Genomic DNA, 17,241 nt, shown 5'->3' on the forward strand with positions numbered 1-17,241 from the left:
CCACCCCGGATCCGACCGGTGGGCACCCCCACCGCCGGTCGCCCACCACCCGCGCCCGACCCCCAGCCGGTCGTCGGCGGGCCCCGACCCCCCGGGGCCCGCCACCGCCGGTGGAGGTCCGCCCGCCCGGTGCCAGGAGGAGCAGCATGCAGATCACATCAACCGGAAGGCCGGCGCGGCGCCGCCGTCGCTGGCGGTTCAGCTGGGACCTGTCGGGCCCGGCACGGCGCCGGGCGGCCCGGGTGGTCGCGGCGGTCGTGGCCGGCGCGGTGGCGGTCGGCGGGCTCGGCGTGCCCGCGAACGCGGCGCCCGGCGTGGCGCCCGGGTGGCGGCCCACTGGCCAGAAGGACCGGCCGGTGCCGGGGCGGGACCTGGTGCCCCGGGCCCGACCGGCGGATCCGGCGGCCGACTCGGTCCTGCGGAGCGCGCCGCGGGTCACCTGGCCGGCGGCCGGTAGCGCCGAGGTCGCGGTGCCGGCCGGCTCGTCCGGACCGGCGGGCCCGGGGCGCAACGCCCGCACCGATGGTTCGGTCGTCCAGTGGACCCAGGCCGGCGACCTGCCGGTGCGGGTGGGCGCGGCGACCGGGACCGGCGCGCCGGACCGGCTCCGGATCGAGGTGCTGGACCAGGCGGCGGCGGAGCGCGCCGGGGTGCGCGGGCTGCTGGTGACGGTGACCCCGACCGTCGGCCGGGCCTCGGCAGGCGGTGCGTCGGGTGGTCGGGTCCCGGTGGAGGTGGACTATTCGGGGTTCCGGTCCGCCTACGGCGGCGACTGGGCGGCCCGGCTGCGTCTGGTGGCGCTGCCGGCGTGTGCGGCGTCCACCCCGGAGCGCGCGGAGTGTCAGACCGGGCAGGCGCTGCCGAGCCGCAACGACGTGCGGGCGGGCCGGGTGCGCGCCGACGTGCCGATGTCCGGTGCGACCCAGGTGCTGGCGGTCACCGCCGCGCCGTCGGGCAGTTCGGGAGACTTCACCGCGACGCCGCTGTCCGCGTCGTCGTCGTGGAGCGCCGGTGGCTCGTCCGGTGATTTCGCCTGGTCGTACCCGCTGGACGTGCCACCCGGGCTGGGCGGCCCGGAGCCGGAGCTGGAGCTGGAGTACTCGTCCGGCACCATCGACGGCCGGACGGTGTCGACGAACAACCAGACCTCGTGGGTGGGCGAGGGCTGGGACCTGGGCACCGACTACATCGAGCGGCGCTACAAGTCGTGCTCGGACGACGTGTCGTTCTCGCCCAAGCCGTACGACCTGTGCTGGGACAGCGACAACGCTTTCCTGGCGCTGAACGGCCGGTCTGTGGAGCTGATCCGGGACACCGCGACCGGGACGTGGCGACCCCGGGACGACGACGGCTCCCGGGTGCAGCTACTGACCGGAGCGGCCAACGGCGACAACGACGGCGAGTACTGGAAGATCACCGATCCCGACGGCACGCAGTACTTCTTCGGACTGCACCGGCTGCCGGGCTGGTCCACCGGCCGCGAGGTGACCAACTCGACCTGGACGGTTCCGGTGTTCGGCGACGACCCCGGAGAACCCTGCCACGGCTCGACGTTCGCCACGTCGTACTGCACCCAGGCGTGGCGGTGGAACCTGGACTACGTGGTGGACCCGAACGAGAACGCCACGTCGTACTTCTACCAGACGGAGACGAACCGCTACGGGCGCAACCGCACGGCGAGCGCGGGGACCCCGTACCACCGGGCCGGCTACCTGACGCGGATCGACTACGGCCAGCGGGCGGACAGCCTGTACACCGCCCCCGCGCCGATGCGGGTGGAGTTCACCGTGGAGGAGCGGTGCGCCGAGGGCGCGACCTGCGGCACCGGCACCATCACCAAGGACACCGCCAAGAACTGGCCGGACGTGCCGTACGACCAGAACTGCGACGCCGGCAAGGCGTGCACGGGCCTGTTCGCGCCGACGTTCTGGACCCGCAAGCGGCTGGCCACGGTGACCACCAAGCTGCGCTCGGGCAGCGGCTACCGGGACGTGGACTCCTGGACGTTCGGCTGGCAGTTCCGGGACCCGGGGGACGGGACGTCGCCGTCGCTCTGGCTGGCCTCGGTCACGCGGCGCGGGCACGTCGGCGGTACCGCGTCGATGCCGCCGGTGACGTTCCAGGGGTTGCAGTTCGAGAACCGGGTGGACGCCGCCGAGGGTATCCCACCGATGTACAAGTGGCGGGTCACCGACGTGTACGACGAGTCGGGCGGGCACGTGCGGGTGAACTACTCGGGGAAGGACTGCACCCGGTCGACCCTGCCGGCGCCGGAGTCGAACACCCGGCGGTGCTTCCCGGCCTACTGGGTGCCGGAGGGCGAGCCGAAGCCCGTGTTGGACTGGTTCCACAAGTACGTCGTGACCCAGGTGCTGGAGGACGACGTCGCCGGGGTGGCCGGGATCGAGCAGACCGACTACGAGTATCTCGGCGGCGCCGCGTGGCACTACGACGACAACGCGCTGGTGCCGGAGAAGTACCGGACGTGGAGCCAGTGGCGCGGCTATGCCCGGGTGCGCACCATCGGTGGCGCGGAGGGCGGGGTGCGCTCGCTGAGCGAGGTCCTCTACTTCCGCGGCATGGACGGCGACAAGCTGCCCACCGGCACCCGGTCGGTGTCGGTGACGGACTCCGAGGGCATCCCGCTGCCTGATCACGCGGCGTTGGCCGGGTTCGCCCGGGAGGAGATCACCTACACCGAGGTCGACGGCAGTGAACTGTCCGGCACGATCTACGACCCGTGGATCTCGCCCGCCACCGCGACCCGGGGCAGCACCACCGCGCACGTGGTCGAGGTGGCCGCGGAGCGGGAGCGCACCGTCCTCGAAGGCGGCGGCTTGCGGCGTACCGAGACCCGGACCACCTACGACCGCTACGGACTGCCCACCCAGATCGACGACCGCGGCGACCTGGCGGACCCCGACGACGACCAGTGCACCCGGATCACGTACGCCCGCAACACCGAACTCTGGCTGATCGAGTTCGAGGCGCGGGAGGAAACCGTGCAGGTGCCCTGCTCGGCCACCCCCTCCTATCCGGCGGACGTCGTCTCCGACGAGCTGACCTTCTATGACGGGTCGACCACCCTGGGTGCGGCACCGACCAGGGGCGACGTGACCATGACCCAGGAGGTCGCCTCGTACACCGGAAACACCCCCACCTACGTGCTCGTCGAGCGGTCCGTGTACGACGAGTACGGCCGGGAGCTGGAGTCGTACGACGCGCTGGGTCGGCGCACCACGATGGCGTACACGCCGGCCAGCGGCGGTCCGGTCACCGCGGTCACGATGACCAACCCGCTGGGCCACGTCGACACCACCACCCTGGAACCGGCCTGGGGCGAGCCGGTCATGCTGACCGACGCGAACGGACGACGCACCGAGATGACCTACGACCCGCTGGGCCGGGTGACCGCGGTGTGGCAGCCGGACCGGTCCCGGGCGGACGGGCAGAGCCCCAACCAGCGGTTCTCCTACCTGATCCGCACCGACGCCCCGAACGTGGTGACCTCCGAGGAGATCCGCGACGACGGCAGCTACGACGTCGTCTACGAGTTCTTCGACGGGCGGTTGCGACCCCGGCAGACCCAGACGCCGGCGCCCGACGGCGGTCGGTTGATCACCGACACCTTCTACGACTCGCGCGGACTGCAGGTGCGCGAGAACGACGAGTACTGGACCTCCGGCACCGCCGGCAGCACGCTGTTCGTGGTCAACGACAACGCGGTGCCCGGCCAGACGGTGACCGTGTACGACGGTGCCGACCGGGCGATCGCGGAGATCTTCCTCTCCTACGGCGTCGAGAGGTGGCGCACCACCACCGCGTACGGCGGGGACCGGGTCCACGTCATCCCGCCGGCCGGCGAGACCGTGACCACCACCATCTACGACGCCGACGAGAAGATGGTCGAGCTGCGGCAGTACGCCGGGCGGTCGCCCACCGGCGAGTACGACGCCACGCGCTACCGGTACGGTGCCGGCGGGCTGCTGACCGAGCTGGTCGACCCGGCCGGTAACACCTGGCGCTACACCTACGACGTGCGGGGCCGCAAGATCAGGGAGGAGGACCCGGACCGGGGCGTCACCACCTTCACCTACGACGCCGCCGATCAGCTGCTCACCAGCACCGACGCCCGGGGCGTGACCCTGGCCTACGAGTACGACGCGCTCGGCCGCCGCACCGGGCTGTACGAGGGCTCGCTGTCCGGTCCGAAACGGGCCGAGTGGACCTACGACACGCTGGCCAACGGCACCGTGGTCCGGGGCCAGCTCGCCACCGCCACCCGGTACGTCGACGGCCACGCCTACACCGCGGCGGTCAACGGCTACGACCGGCGGTACCGCTCGCTGGGCAGCACGTTCACCATCCCGGCCGTGGAGGGCGCGCTGGCCGGCACCTACCAGGTGGACACCGGCTACACCCCGACCGGGCTGCCGCTGCTGGTCTCCTACCCGGCGGCCGGTGGGCTGCCCAAGGAGACCGTGCGCTACGGCTACGACCGGTACGGGCGGCTGACCAGCGCGCAGAGCGGCCTGGGCACCATGCTCACCGCCGCCAGCTACACCGAGTACGACGAGCTGTCCCAGCTCACCCTCTCCACGGGCAGCGGCCGGCAACTGGTGCAGAGCTACTTCTACGAGGAGGGCACCCGCCGGTTGATCCGCAGCCGGACCGACCGCAGCACCACCGAGCCCAGCCTGGCGGATATCGCCTACACCTACGACCCGTCCGGCAACATCACCCGGATCGCGGACACGCCGGCCGGCCGCCCCGCCGACGTGCAGTGCTTCACCTACGACCACCTGCAACGGCTGACCGAGGCGTGGACGGCCACCGACGGGTGCGCGGGGGAGCCCACCCCGGGGGTGATCGGTGGTGCGGCGCCGTACTGGCGGCAGTGGAGCTACGACACGGTGGGCAACCGGCGCACCGAGACGGTGGTGCAGCCGAACAGCGGCACCCGGACCACGCGCACCTACCGGTACCCGACCGCCGGGTCGGCCCGGCCGCACGCGCTGGACTCGGTCACCGGTGACGGGCAGACCGACAGCTTCGCCTACGACGCGGCCGGCAACACCATCCGGCGTACGGTCGACGGGTCCACCCAGACCCTGAGCTGGGATGCGGAGGGACACCTGGCCACGGTCACCGAGGGCGGGAAGACCACCGAGTACCTCTACGACGCCGACGGCAACCGGCTGATCCGGCGGGCGCCGGAGGGCACCACCCTCTACCTCGGCAAGACCGAGCTGACCGTGCCGAACACCGCCGGCGCCACGGTCTCGGTCACCCGCCAGTACGACCTCGGCGACGTCACCGCGGTGCGTACCGCCCAGGGACTCTCCTTCCAGATCACCGACCAGCACGGCACCGCGTACCTCACCGTGAACGCCGCCGACCTGACCGACGTGCAGCGCCGCTACCACCTGCCGTTCGGCGAGTCGCGCGGCCCCGGGGTCACGGCCTGGCCCAACGAACGCGGCTATGTCGGCGGCACGGTCGACCCGTCGACCGGCCTGATCCACCTCGGTGCCCGGGAGTACGACCCGAGAACCGGCCGGTTCATCTCGGTGGACCCGGTCCTCAACGCCAGCGATCCGCAACAGATGAACGGCTACTCGTACGCCAACAACAACCCGATCAGCGCGAACGACGCCGACGGACGCTGGCCGAAGTGGGTCAAGAAGCTGGGCAAGAAGATCAAGAAGAAGGTCAAGAAGGTCGTCCGGAAGGTCAAGAAGAAGGTCAAGAAGGTCGTCCGCAGCGTCAAGAAGACGGTCAAGCGGGTCAAGGCGGCGGCGAAGAAGGTCGCCAAGAAGGTCAAGTCAGCCCTCAAGCGGGCGGTGAAGAAGGCCCGCGCCGTGATCAAGGAGTACAAACGGAGAGCGACGGCGGTGCGCGACCGGGTGAGGTCGGTGGTGAGGGCCGCGAAGCGCAAGGTCGTCTCGGCGGCCAGGTGGACCGCGAAGAAGGTCTCCTCGGCGACGAAGAAGACCGCCTCCGTGGCGCACCGGGCGGCACGGAAGACCGGTGCCGCCGTCTCGACGGCCGTCTCGGCGGCCAGTACCGCGCTCAAGGTGTCCGGTGCGCTGGTCGCGGCCGCCCAGTCCCATCTCTACAACCACATGTACGTCAGCGCGTCGCTGTGCCTGATGTTCTGCATCAACGTCGGGCAGCAGGGCGGGACCTGGAGCGTGACCCTCACCGGCGGGATAAGCAGCGGCAGTGACCCCAGCCCGTTGCGGAAGCTGCCGTGGCTCCAGAAAATCGGCGGCGCCGCGCGGGGCTACGGCGGCATCTCGATCGGCTACTCCACGGCCACCGTGGACGAGCAGCGTAGCCAGCTCGCCGCGGTCACCGTGGCGCGTGGGCTGCTGGGCGGGCACGGCGGCTTCGGGCAGCGCAGCGACAACAACGGCTTCTACTACTTCGGCGGCTACAGCGCCGGCTTCGGCTGGGCGCTGCAGGGCCCGGCGACGTTGAGCTGGGAGCCGGGGCTGAACGCACCGCAGCCGCTCGGCGGCTGAGAGCAGTAGTCTCCCCGGCGCCGGGGCACCAGCCGGCGCGGCCCCGGGCGGCGACCACACCGGTCGCCGCCCGGGGCCGTGTTCGGCCGACGATCAGGTTGGTGTCCGGTGGGTCGGGAGCTGCGGTGTCGCGTCCGGCCGAGCCTCGACCGGGTCCGTCGGGTGCCTCGGCGCGCACAGGTACCACCGGACCAGTTCGGCGAGGCGGAACCGCGACTCGCCCCGGCTGTCCCGGCCGGCGTAGCCGACCAGGTGCCGCTGCATGAGGTCCTCGAGCAGCGTCTCGGCGTCCGGGGGCGCCGCGTTCAGTGCGGCGGCGGCCTCCCGGATGCCGAACCTGGGCGGGTCCAGCGCGGCCAGCCGACGGGCCGCCGCGGCCAGCTCCGGCGGCAGGGCGTCCAGGGTCGCGGTCAGGTCGGCTCGTACGTCCAGGTCGCCGATCCGCAGTTCGTCGAGGCGGCGCCGCGGGTCGGCGAGCCGGTCGGCCAGCTCCGCCACCGACCGATGGGGCCGGGCGGCCAGCACGGCGCCAGCGATCCGTACCGTCAGCGGCAGCCCGGCGCAGAGGTCGACGATCCGGCGCGCCGCCGCGTGTTCGAGGGCGATCCGGTCCGTACCCGCGGTGGCGGCCAGCAGCGCGGTGGCGTCCGGGCCGGGGAGCACCCCGAGGCGTACGTGGTGCGCGCCGGCGAGGTCGGCCAGGTCCCGGCGGGCGGTGATCAGCACCGCGCAGCCCCGGCTACCGGGCAGCAACGGGCGGACCTGCGCCGCGTCGGCGGCGTCGTCGAGCACCACCAGTACCCGCCGATCGGCGAGCAGCGTGCGGTAGAGCGCCGCTCGGTCCGTCACCGACCGCGGTAGCGCGCCGGCCGGAACCCCGAGGGCCACGATCATCGAGGCGAGGGCGTCGGCGGGCCGGACCGGTGGTCCCGCCGTGCCGGCCAGGCGAACGTGCAACTGCCCGTCCGGAAATGCGCCCCGCAGCAGGTGTCCGACCCGTACCGCCAGGCTGCTCTTGCCGACTCCCGGTTGTCCGGTGATCGCCACCACCGCCGGTGCGGTGCCGGTCGGGTCGGTGGCGTGGGATACCACGTGCTGTCGGATGCCGGCGATCTCGTTCCGCCGGCCGACGAAATCGGTGAGGTCGGCCGGAAGCTGCCGGGGCACCTGCCAGCCGGGGCCGGGCGGTCCATCGGCGGTGCCGGCCGGTGTGCCGGCACCGGGCCCGGTGGTGGAGATCGGTCTGCCGGAGGAGGCGGCGGGCGCCGCGCCACCGGACCCGGTGCCGACCGAGCCCTGCCCGCGCGGACCGTCGGGGCGGTGCGGGCTCCTCCCCCCGGCCGCCCGGTCCGCGTGGACCGCGGCCGGGCTGGGCGACGTGCGGCTCGTGGTGTCCCGAGCGCCGGGCGGGGCCGCGCCGCCCGCCGCCGGGCCGCCCGGTCCGGCCTCCGCCAGAATCGCGTGTTCGATCGCGCGCAACTCCGGGCCGGGTTCCAGGCCGAGTTCCCGGACCATCACCTGCCGGCCGGCCCGGTAGATGGCCAGTGCCTCCGCGGTCCGCCCGACGGCGTGCAGCGCGATCATGAGCTGCCCGCGCAGCCGTTCCCGCAGCGGGTGCTCGGCGACCATGCCGGCCAGCTCCGGCAGGATGTCCAGGTGCCGGCCGAGGCCGAACTCCACCTCGACCAGTTTCTCCACCGTGCTCAACCGTAGTTCGGTCAGCCGGTGCGCCTCGTTCGCGGCGAACGGCCCGGCCACGTCCGCGAGCGCACGTCCCCGCCAGAGGGCCAGCGCGGCGCGCAGTGACGTGGCGGCGTCGGCCGCCCGCCCGCAGGCCAGCGCCCGCTCCGCCTCCATCACCAGGCCCTCGAACCGGTGTGCGTCGAGCTGGCCCGGCCCGACCCGCAGCAGGTAACCGGGGCTACGGGTGACCACCAGGCGCGTGTGCGGCGGGCGCTCGGAGTCACCGAGCAGGCGTCGTACGCCGGAGACGATCGTCAGTATCTGTTCCCGGGCGGTGGCCGGCGCCCGGTCGGGCCACGCACAGTCGATGAGGTCGTCGACCGTGACCACCGTGTTGGCCCGGAGCAGCAGGGCCGCGAGGACGATCCGCTGGCGCGCCCCGCGTGGCGTCACCGGTCCGGCGTGACCGTGCACCTCGAGCGGCCCGAGGATGCCGAACGAGATGCCGGGCTCGCCGCCCTGGGTATCCGAGGCGGGCCGCGGTGGCGCGGCGTCGGACCGGGGCGCCGCGCCGCGTTCTGGAGCGGCCGCGGCCGGAGTGGAGGTGTGGCCGTTCGGCAGGGGGTCTGCGGGCCCGGCTACCGTGAGCGCGACGTCCCGTACCGCCCGCGACGCCGTCGACGTGTCGATGGTCCACCGCCTTGTGGTCGTCCTGAATAGACGATCTCAGCAGTACGGCTGGCAGACCAGGAAGACGGGTGGACATTGACCGGACACTCTGTCTGCCCGGGGCTGGGTGACCTGGGTCGACGGGGTCGAGCCAGTCGATGTGACACCGATCACCCCGTCGTGGTTGTCAGGTCCAGCAGCGTACGGGTCAGGGTGTTGCGGGCCAGCGGGACCTTGAACGCGTTGTCCGGCAGTGGGGTGGCGGCGGCGAGTTCGGCCGTGGCGGCCTGCCGGAACCGCTCCTCGGTCGCGGGGCGGCCCCGGAGCATCTCCTCGGCCAGGCGCGCCCGCCACGGCTTGTGGGCCACCCCGCCGAGCGCGATGCGGACGTCCCGGACCGTGCCGTCCGCCACGTCGAGCGCCGCTGCCACCGAGACCAGCGCGAAGGCGTACGACGCCCGGTCGCGCACCTTCCGGTACCGCGAGTGGCCGGCGAAGGGCAGCGGCGGTACGTCGATGGCGGTGATCAGCTCGCCGTGCCCCAGTACCGTGTCCCGCTGCGGCTCGTCCCCGGGCAGCCGGTGCAGGTCGACCAGGGGGATGCTCCGCTCGCCGGCCGGGCCGACGGTCCGCACCACCGCGTCCAGGGCGGCGAGTGCGACCGCGAAGTCGGAGGGATGGGTGGCGACACAGGCGGGGGAGATGCCGAGGATGGCCAGTTCCCGGTGGTGTCCCTCGATAGCCGAGCAGCCGGTGCCGGGCTGGCGCTTGTTGCAGGGTGTGGTGACGTCCTGGAAGTAGACACAGCGGGTGCGTTGCAGCAGGTTCCCTCCGGCGGTGGCCAGGTTGCGCAGCTGGCCGGAGGCACCGGAGAGCAGCGCCTGGGAGAGCAGCGGGTACCGGCGCCGGACCAGCGGATCGGCGGCCAGGTCGCTGTTCGGGGTGGCGGCGCCGATCCGGAGCCCACCGTCGGGCAGCTCCTCGACCCGGGTCGAGGTGAGCCGGCGTACGTCGACGAGCAGCTCCGGCGTGGCCACGTCGAGCTTCATCAGGTCCACCAGGTTGGTCCCGCCGCCGAGGAAGGCCGCGTTCGGCGTTTCGGCGAGGAGGGCGACGGCGCCGGAGACGTCGTCGGCGCGGGTGTAGCGGAAGGGTCTCATCGCCGGGCGAGTTCCTCGATCGCCGGCACGATGTTCGCGTACGCCGCGCAGCGGCAGAGGTTGCCGCTCATCCGCTCCCGGATCTCGTCCGCGTCGAGGCGGATGGGACGCCCGTCCGCCGGATCCCCGTCCGGACTGTCCATCGTCACCGCGCTCGGCCAGCCCGCCTCGGCCTCGCGGAGCATGGCAACCGCGGAGACGATCTGCCCCGGGGTGCAGTAGCCGCACTGGAAGGCGTCGTACCGGATGAAGCACTGCTGCATCGGGTGGAGCTCGCCGTCGGCGGCGAGCCCGGCGGCGGTGACGATCTCGGCGCCGTCGTGGGCCACGGCGAACGCCAGGCAGCTGTTGACCCGTCGGCCGTCGAGCAGGATCGTGCAGGCTCCGCACTGACCGTGGTCGCAGCCCTTCTTCGGGCTGGTGTTGCCCAGCCGTTCCCGGAGGGCGTCGAGCAGGGTCGTCCGGGTGTCGACGGTGAGCCGGTGCTCCGCGCCGTCGACCCGGAGGGTGACCTCGACGTCCATGCTCCGGCCTCCTTCCCCGCCAAACAGAGCGAATGCCTACAAAAGTAGTCATATCACCGGGCTGATCGGACGGGAAACGGCAAAGCCCTCGCGGACGCTCTCACCCCGGCCCGTGGCGGATCGGCGGTCACCGCGGTCCGGCCGACGAGCCCACGGCCCCGGTTGGCCGCGGGTGCATTCCGGCGGTCGGCTGTCCCGGTTACGGGAGAATCGGGGCCATGCGGTTTCGCATCCTGGGCGCCACCGAGGTGTACGCCGCCGACGGCCGCCGGCTGGCCGTGGGCGGTGCCCGGCTCCGCGCCCTGCTGGTGCTGCTCCTGCTGGACGCCGACCGGGTGGTCGGCGCCGACCGGCTGATCCACGGACTCTACGGCGACCGGCCACCGGGTCGGGCTGGAAACGCCTTGCAGTCCCAGGTCTCCCGGCTGCGCCAGCTCCTGGCCGACGGGGCGGGGCCGTCGCTGGAGTTCCACCCGGCGGGCTATCGGCTCGCGGTCGATCCGGAGGAGGTCGACGTCCACCGGTTCACCCGCCTGGTCGGCGCGGGGCAGCGGGCGCTGGCCTCGGGCGACCCGCGGTCCGCCGCGGAACTGCTGCGCGCGGCGCTCGAGCTGTGGCGGGGCGAGCCGTTGGCGGATGTCCGCGACGCGCCGTTCGCGGCGGCGCAGGTGGCGCGCCTGGTCGAGCTGCGCCTCGGCGCGGTCGAGGATCGGGTCGAGGCGGAACTGGGACTCGGCGCATCGGGGTCGGCCATCGGCGAGCTGCGTGACCTGGTGGCCGCGTACCCGCTGCGGGAACGGCTGCGCGGCCAGCTGATGCGGGCCCTGCACGCGGCCGGCCGGCGGGCCGAGGCGCTCGCCGTCTTCGCCGAGGGCCGGCGTCTCCTCGCCGAGGAGCTTGGCACCGACCCCTCCCCGGAGTTGGCCGCGCTGCACCTGGCGCTCCTCCGGGATGGGCCGGCGCCGGACGCCGGTCCGCCGGTGTCGGCTGCTCATCCGCCGGCGTCGGCTGCCCGGCCGCCCACGCCCGGTGGCAGGCCGTCCGGCACCGGACTGCCCGCCCAGCTCAGCAGCTTCGTCGGACGGGAGGACGAGCTGAGGCGGGTCGGCAAGCTGCTCGACGAGGCCCGGCTCGTCACGCTGCACGGCCCGGGCGGCGTCGGCAAGACGCGGCTGGCGATCGAGGCGGCCGGCCAGCACGCCGGGGAGGTCCGGCTGGTCGAACTGGCGGCGCTGACCGACGGGGCGGAGGTGGCGCAGGCGGTGCTGGCCGCCCTCAACCTCCGCGACGCCGGTCTGCGCGCACCAGGCGGCCCGCCCGACGTCACCGACCGGCTGGTCGCGGCGCTCGCCGACCGGCGGCTGCTGCTGGTGCTGGACAACTGCGAGCACGTGGTCGCCGAGGCGGCCCGGCTCGTCGCCCGGCTGCTCGGTGCGTGTCCCGGGGTGCGGATCCTCGCCACCAGTCGGGAACCGCTCGGGATCACCGGTGAGGCGATGTGCCCGGTCTCCGGTCTCCGGCTGCCGGCGACGGACGTCACCCCGGCGCGGGCCCGCGACTACGCGGCCGTCCGGCTCTTCGTCGACCGCGCCGCGGACGTCGTACCGGGCTTCGACGTCGACGACGACAACGTCGACGCGGTGCTGCGGATCTGCCGTACCCTCGACGGCCTGCCCCTGGCCATCGAGCTCGCCGCGGCCCGGCTGCGGGTGCTGCCGGTCGCCGAGATCGCGGCCCGGCTCGACGACCGGTTCCGGCTGTTGAGCCGGGGCAGCCGGGTCGCCGAGCCCCGGCACCAGACCCTCCGGGCCGTGGTGCGGTGGAGCTGGGATCTGCTCGACGACACCGAGCGTCGGCTGGCGCGCCGGATGACCGTCTTCGCCGGTGGCGGCACCCTGGACGCGATCGAGCGGGTCTGCGGCCTGTCCGACGACGCGGACGTGCTCGACGTGCTGACCGGCCTGGTGGACAAGTCCCTGGTCGAGGCGGTCGGCGGCCGGTACCGGATGCTGGAGACCATCCGCGCCTTCTGCGCCGAGCGGCTGGTGGAGGCCGGGGAGGCGGAACCGCTGCGGAGGGCACACGCGGCCTACTTCCTGGATCTGGCCCGGACCGCGGACCGCGGGCTGCGGGGGGCCGACCAGCTGACGTGGTTGCGGCGGCTGGACGCCGAGCGCGACAACCTCCACGTCGCGCTGCGCCGCGCGCTCGCCGGCGGCGATGTCGAGACGGCGTTGCGGCTGGTCGCCGCCCTGTCGTTCTACTGGTGGCTGCGCGGCCTGCGGGGCGAGGGGGCGGCACTCGCCGGCCAGCTCGTCGCCCGGCTCGGCTCCGGACCGCCGCCCGGACTGGACGAGGAGTACGTGCTCTGCGTCCTGCAGGCCTCACTCGGCGGCCACGGTACCGCGACGCACGACGTCGCCCACGTCGGCGGCATCCTGTGGAGCCTCGGCCACCCGCCCCGGCACCCGTTTCTGCTCTATCTGTCCGGTGTCGCCACCGGCCCACCCGTGGACCTGCCGGTCTCGCTGCGGGACGCACCCGCACAGTGGGTTGCGATCGTCGGCTCCGAACCGTGGAGCCTGGCGCTCGGGGCGCTCGGCGCCGGGATGATGGCGATGTTCGCGCACCGTCACGACGAGGCGTGGAACCAGTTCGACCAGGCCCTGGGGCGATTCCGCGCCCTCGGCGAGCGCTGGGGTACGGTGCTCACGCTCACCAGCATGATCGAGCTGGCGTACCGTCGGGGCGACCGCGACCCGGCTCCGCTGCTGGCCGAGGCGCTGCGGCTGGTGGACGAACTCGACTCCACCCTGGACATGGCGGAGTTGCTGCGGACCCGGGCCGACGGGCGGGTCAGCGTCGGTGACCCGGCCGGCGCGGACGCCGACTACCGGCGGGTGACGGACCTCGCCGTGCGGGCCGGGGCGCCGGAGCTGCGCGCCGCGGCCTACCGCGGGCGGGCGGAGATCGCCCGGATCCGGGGGGACCGGGACCTGGCCCGGCGGCTGGCCGAGCAGAGCCTCGCCGAGTGTCCGACCGGCTGGTTCGGTGCCGAGGAGGTGCGGCTGGCCGCCCTGGTCACGCTCGGGCAGCTCGCCGAGGCCGCCGGGGATCTGCGCGAGGCCCGGGCCCGGTACCGCCAGGTGCTGGTCGCCCCGCTGGGCCTCTGGGAGGAGGCCACGCTGAGGACCGCGCTCGAGGGCTGGCTCGGGCCGGTGCTGCGCGACGGCGATCCCGAGCGGGCGGGTCTGCTGCTCGGGGCGGTGACGGCGGTGCGGGGCGCGGCGGGTTCGGCGGCCATCGTCGCGGGCACACCGGTGGCGGGCGCGGTGCGCGAGCGGCTCGGCGACGCGGCGTACGAGCGGCTCTTCGCCCAGGGCGCCGCGCTGTCCCGGACGGAGGCCATCGCGCTGATCAACCGGTCCTGACGGCCGGCGCCGGCCGGTCGGGCGTCGTGACCGGGCGGTGCGCGCGCGGTGCGCGGCCGGTCAGCGCCGTCCGGGACCGTCGGGGCATGACCAACGAGACACCAGCGGTCGTCGCCGAGGGGCTGCGCAAGCGGTACGGGACGACCTGGGCCCTCGACGGGCTCGACCTGACCGTGCCGGCCGGCACGGTGTACGGGATGCTCGGGCCGAACGGCGCCGGCAAGACCACCGCGGTGCGGATCCTGACCACACTGCTGCGCTTCGACGCCGGCCGGGCCCGGGTGGCCGGGTACGACGTGGTTCGCCAGGCGGCCCGGGTCCGCGACGTGATCGGGCTGACCGGCCAGTACGCCGCGGTCGACGAGATCCTCAGTGGACGGCAGAACCTGATCCTCTTCGGCCGGCTGCACCACCTGCCGCGCCGCGCCGCCCAGCGGCGGGCCGACGAACTGTTGGAGCGCTTCGGGCTTGCCGAGGTGGCGGACCGCTCGGCGGGGACGTACTCCGGCGGGATGCGGCGACGCCTCGACCTGGCCGCGAGCATGATCATGACACCGCGTCTGCTCGTCCTCGACGAGCCGACCACCGGCCTCGACCCGCGTAGCCGGAACCAGTTGTGGACGGTGGTGCGGGAGTTGGCCGCGAACGGGACGACGGTGCTGCTGACCACCCAGTACCTGGAGGAGGCGGACCAACTCGCCGACCGGATCTGCGTGATCGACGCGGGTCGGATGGTGGCCGAGGGGACGTCGAGCGAGCTGAAGGCGCGGATCGGCGCGGACCGGATCGAGCTGGTGGTCCGCGATGTGGCCGACCTGGCCACCGCCGCCGAGATCCTGGAGCGGCTGGCGGCCGGGCCGGTGACGGTCGACGCCGAGATCCGGCAGCTCGGCGCACCGGTCGCCGACCGGGTCGCCGCGCTGGGCGACGTGATGCGGGCGCTGGAGGCCGCCGCGGTGGTGGTCGAGGACATCGCCCTGCGCCGACCGACCCTGGACGAGGCGTTCCTCCACCTGACCGGCCATTCGGCGCGACCGGTGGCCAGGTCCGACCGGGCCGGGGAGCCGGTTCCGGTGACCGAGGTCGGCGGGCCGCGCCGGGAGGCGGGGGTGGCCCGGTGAGCAGGCTGCGCTGGGCGGTCGTCGACGGCTGGACGATGACCGGGCGCAACATGGCGCATGTGGTCCGGTCGCCGGAGGAGATCTTCATCTACTTCTCGCTGCCGATCATGTTCGTGCTGGTCTTCGGCTACGTCTTCGGCTACGGGATGACCGTGCCCGGCGCGGGTAGCTACCGCGAGTTCCTGCTGCCGGGTGTCTTCGTGATGACGATGCTGTACGGCCTCGGCGCGACCGCGAGCGGGATCGCCATGGACGTCAACCGGGGTGTGGTGGACCGGTTCCGGTCCATCCCGATGGCCCGGTCCGCGCTGCTGACCGGCCGGGCCGGCGCCGATCTGATCCGCGCGCTGCTGGAACTCGCCACCCTGGTCGTCTGCGGCCTGCTGGTCGGTTGGCGGTGGCGCAACGGCCTGGTCGACGCGGCGGCGGCGCTGGGGTTGATCCTGCTGCTGCGGCTCGCCCTGACCTGGGTCGGGATCTTCCTCGGACTGGTGGTGCCGAACCCGGACACGGTGGGCGTGATCGTCTTTCCGCTCGCCTTCCCCCTCACCGCGCTGGCGAACATCTTCGTGGCCCCGGAGCTGATGCCAGGGTGGCTCGGCGCGATCGCCGCCTGGAACCCGTTGTCGGCCACGGTGGCCGTCGCCCGGGAGCTGCTCGGCAACCCGGGGGCCGGCGGGGACTCGTGGCCCGCACAGCATCCGCTGTTGTTGGCGGTCGGTTGGCCGCTCGTACTGATCGCCGTCTTCGCGCCGTTGGCCATCCGCCGTTACCAGCGGCTGGGCCGGTGACCGTTGTCGGCGGGCGGAGCCGGTGACCGTTGCCGGCGGCTGGGTCGGTGAGCAGCGGAAACGACTGAACCGGGTGAGCGGACACCGCGGCCGAGCGGGTGAGTGGTGTGACATCCGGCCGTCGGTCCGCCGGCGCCGACGGTCGGACGCCGCCTGGGGTGGTGAGCAGCGGGCGTCTCGTTCAGTGGTGAGTGGACGGCGGCCAGCATTTATCGCCAGCTTGACGAAAACTGCCCCCCTTTTATCGTCGATATGACGAAAACAGGGGAGGGTGTGACGCCATGACCGACGTGACGCGGCGGCTGTTCCTGCGGCACCTGCGGGGGACGCCGACCACCTGGGTGCGCCACCATGTCCGGGGCCGGGTCAGGCACGAGGGCACCGGGCAGTCGTTCTGGTATCGGCCACTGGTGGCGGTGCTGAGCGCGGTGCCGGTCGACGACCGGGAGCTGCCGCTGCTCTTCCACGCCCGGACCAGCGACTTCGCCGACGTCACCGTGCAGGCCACGGTGACGTACCGGATCGCTGACCCGGCGCTGGCGGCGAGCCGGCTGGACTTCTCGATCGACCCTCGGACTGGGGCTGCCCGGGGTCGGCCGCTCGACCAGATCGCCACGCTCCTCGCCGAGCTGGCCCAGCAGCCGGCGCTCGACCTGCTGGCCCGGGTCCCTCTGGCCGAGGCGCTGACCGACATCGCGGCGGTGCGCGAGGCGGTCTCGGCCGGACTGCGCGACGAGGCCCGGCTGACCGACATCGGCGTGGCGGTGGTGAGCGCGCGGGTGGTCGCGGTTCGGCCGGAACCGGAGATGGAACGGGCGTTGCAGACCCCGACCCGGGAGGCGGTGCAGGTCGAGGCCGACCGGGCCACCTACGCCCGTCGGGCGCAGGCCGTCGAGCAGGAGCGGGCGATCGCGGAGAACGAACTCCAGAACAAGATCGAACTGGCTCGGCGGGAACAGCAACTCGTCGAGCAGCACGGGGCCAACGCGCGGCGCAAGGTGGAGCTGGAGGCCGCGGCGGAGCTGGCGGCGACGCAGGGCAAGGCCGAGCGGGAACGGGTGGCCAATGCGGCGGCGGAGCGCGTCCGGGTGCTGGGCGCCGCGGAGGCGGAGAAGGAACGGACCCTCGCCGAGGCCAAGGCCGACGGGGTACGTGCGGTCGGGCTGGCCGAGGCCGAGGCGGAGGCGGCGCGGCTGGCCGCGTACCGGGATCTGCCACCCGGGGTGCTCCAGGCGCTGGCCCTGCGGGAGATGGCCGGACACCTTCCCGACGTCGGCCAGCTCACCGTCACCCCGGATGTCCTGACCGGCCTGCTCGGCCGACTCGCCCGATGAG

8 protein-coding genes are annotated in these 17,241 nt (G+C 73.6%); 5 read left to right on the top strand and 3 right to left on the bottom strand.

Going from position 1 to position 17,241, the window contains the following annotated elements; genetic code table 11:
• The first annotated feature begins 146 nt into the window (after positions 1 to 146).
• A complete protein-coding gene (locus EF879_RS23775) occupies positions 147 to 6,527 on the top strand; it encodes an RHS repeat-associated core domain-containing protein (RefSeq protein ID WP_148086541.1) in 6,381 nt (2,126 codons plus the stop codon).
• Positions 6,528 to 6,620: 93 nt separating this feature from the next.
• Here EF879_RS23775 and EF879_RS23780 read toward each other — a convergent pair whose 3' ends face one another.
• The 3 genes from EF879_RS23780 to EF879_RS23790 form a co-directional block, all read right to left on the bottom strand.
• The gene (locus EF879_RS23780) at positions 6,621 to 8,663 is read right to left on the bottom strand and encodes an AfsR/SARP family transcriptional regulator (protein ID WP_148086542.1); all 2,043 of its coding nucleotides are present in this window, start codon (positions 8,661 to 8,663) and stop codon (positions 6,621 to 6,623) included.
• Between the two features lie 386 nt (positions 8,664 to 9,049).
• Complete coding sequence (locus EF879_RS23785; protein WP_123562296.1) at positions 9,050 to 10,039, bottom strand: xanthine dehydrogenase family protein subunit M; 990 nt, start codon at positions 10,037 to 10,039, stop codon at positions 9,050 to 9,052.
• Positions 10,036 to 10,563, bottom strand: coding sequence for a 2Fe-2S iron-sulfur cluster-binding protein (locus tag EF879_RS23790; RefSeq protein WP_123562299.1), 528 nt, complete (start codon positions 10,561 to 10,563; stop codon positions 10,036 to 10,038). Before EF879_RS23790 ends, EF879_RS23785 begins: the two co-directional genes overlap by 4 nt.
• 218 nt (positions 10,564 to 10,781) lie before the next feature.
• On the opposite strand from EF879_RS23790, the gene EF879_RS28675 reads away from it, so the two are divergent.
• The 4 genes from EF879_RS28675 (at position 10,782) to EF879_RS23810 (ending at position 17,240) form a co-directional block, all read left to right on the top strand.
• Positions 10,782 to 13,994, top strand: coding sequence for a BTAD domain-containing putative transcriptional regulator (locus EF879_RS28675; RefSeq protein ID WP_123562301.1), 3,213 nt, complete (start codon positions 10,782 to 10,784; stop codon positions 13,992 to 13,994).
• 86 nt (positions 13,995 to 14,080) lie between these two features.
• Complete coding sequence (locus EF879_RS23800; RefSeq protein WP_123562355.1) at positions 14,081 to 15,115, top strand: ATP-binding cassette domain-containing protein; 1,035 nt, start codon at positions 14,081 to 14,083, stop codon at positions 15,113 to 15,115.
• Between the two features lie 35 nt (positions 15,116 to 15,150).
• Positions 15,151 to 15,906, top strand: coding sequence for an ABC transporter permease (locus EF879_RS23805; RefSeq protein ID WP_123562357.1), 756 nt, complete (start codon positions 15,151 to 15,153; stop codon positions 15,904 to 15,906).
• A gap of 281 nt (positions 15,907 to 16,187) precedes the next feature.
• On the top strand, positions 16,188 to 17,240 hold the full coding sequence (locus tag EF879_RS23810; protein ID WP_123562303.1) for an SPFH domain-containing protein: 1,053 nt from the start codon (positions 16,188 to 16,190) through the stop codon (positions 17,238 to 17,240).
• Position 17,241 lies beyond the last annotated feature (1 nt).

This window comes from Micromonospora sp. HM5-17, from assembly GCF_003762835.1.
Lineage (GTDB): Bacteria > Actinomycetota > Actinomycetes > Mycobacteriales > Micromonosporaceae > Plantactinospora.

What these genes read in the sequence shown, in the direction of transcription:
- EF879_RS23775 (WP_148086541.1), top strand. Translation starts at nt 147, where the DNA reads ATGCAGATCACATCAACCGGAAGGCCGGCGCGGCGCCGCCGTCGCTGG.
- EF879_RS23785 (WP_123562296.1), bottom strand. Translation starts at nt 10,039, where the DNA reads ATGAGACCCTTCCGCTACACCCGCGCCGACGACGTCTCCGGCGCCGTC.
- EF879_RS23790 (WP_123562299.1), bottom strand. Translation starts at nt 10,563, where the DNA reads ATGGACGTCGAGGTCACCCTCCGGGTCGACGGCGCGGAGCACCGGCTC.
- EF879_RS28675 (WP_123562301.1), top strand. Translation starts at nt 10,782, where the DNA reads ATGCGGTTTCGCATCCTGGGCGCCACCGAGGTGTACGCCGCCGACGGC.
- EF879_RS23800 (WP_123562355.1), top strand. Translation starts at nt 14,081, where the DNA reads ATGACCAACGAGACACCAGCGGTCGTCGCCGAGGGGCTGCGCAAGCGG.
- EF879_RS23805 (WP_123562357.1), top strand. Translation starts at nt 15,151, where the DNA reads ATGACCGGGCGCAACATGGCGCATGTGGTCCGGTCGCCGGAGGAGATC.
- EF879_RS23810 (WP_123562303.1), top strand. Translation starts at nt 16,188, where the DNA reads ATGACCGACGTGACGCGGCGGCTGTTCCTGCGGCACCTGCGGGGGACG.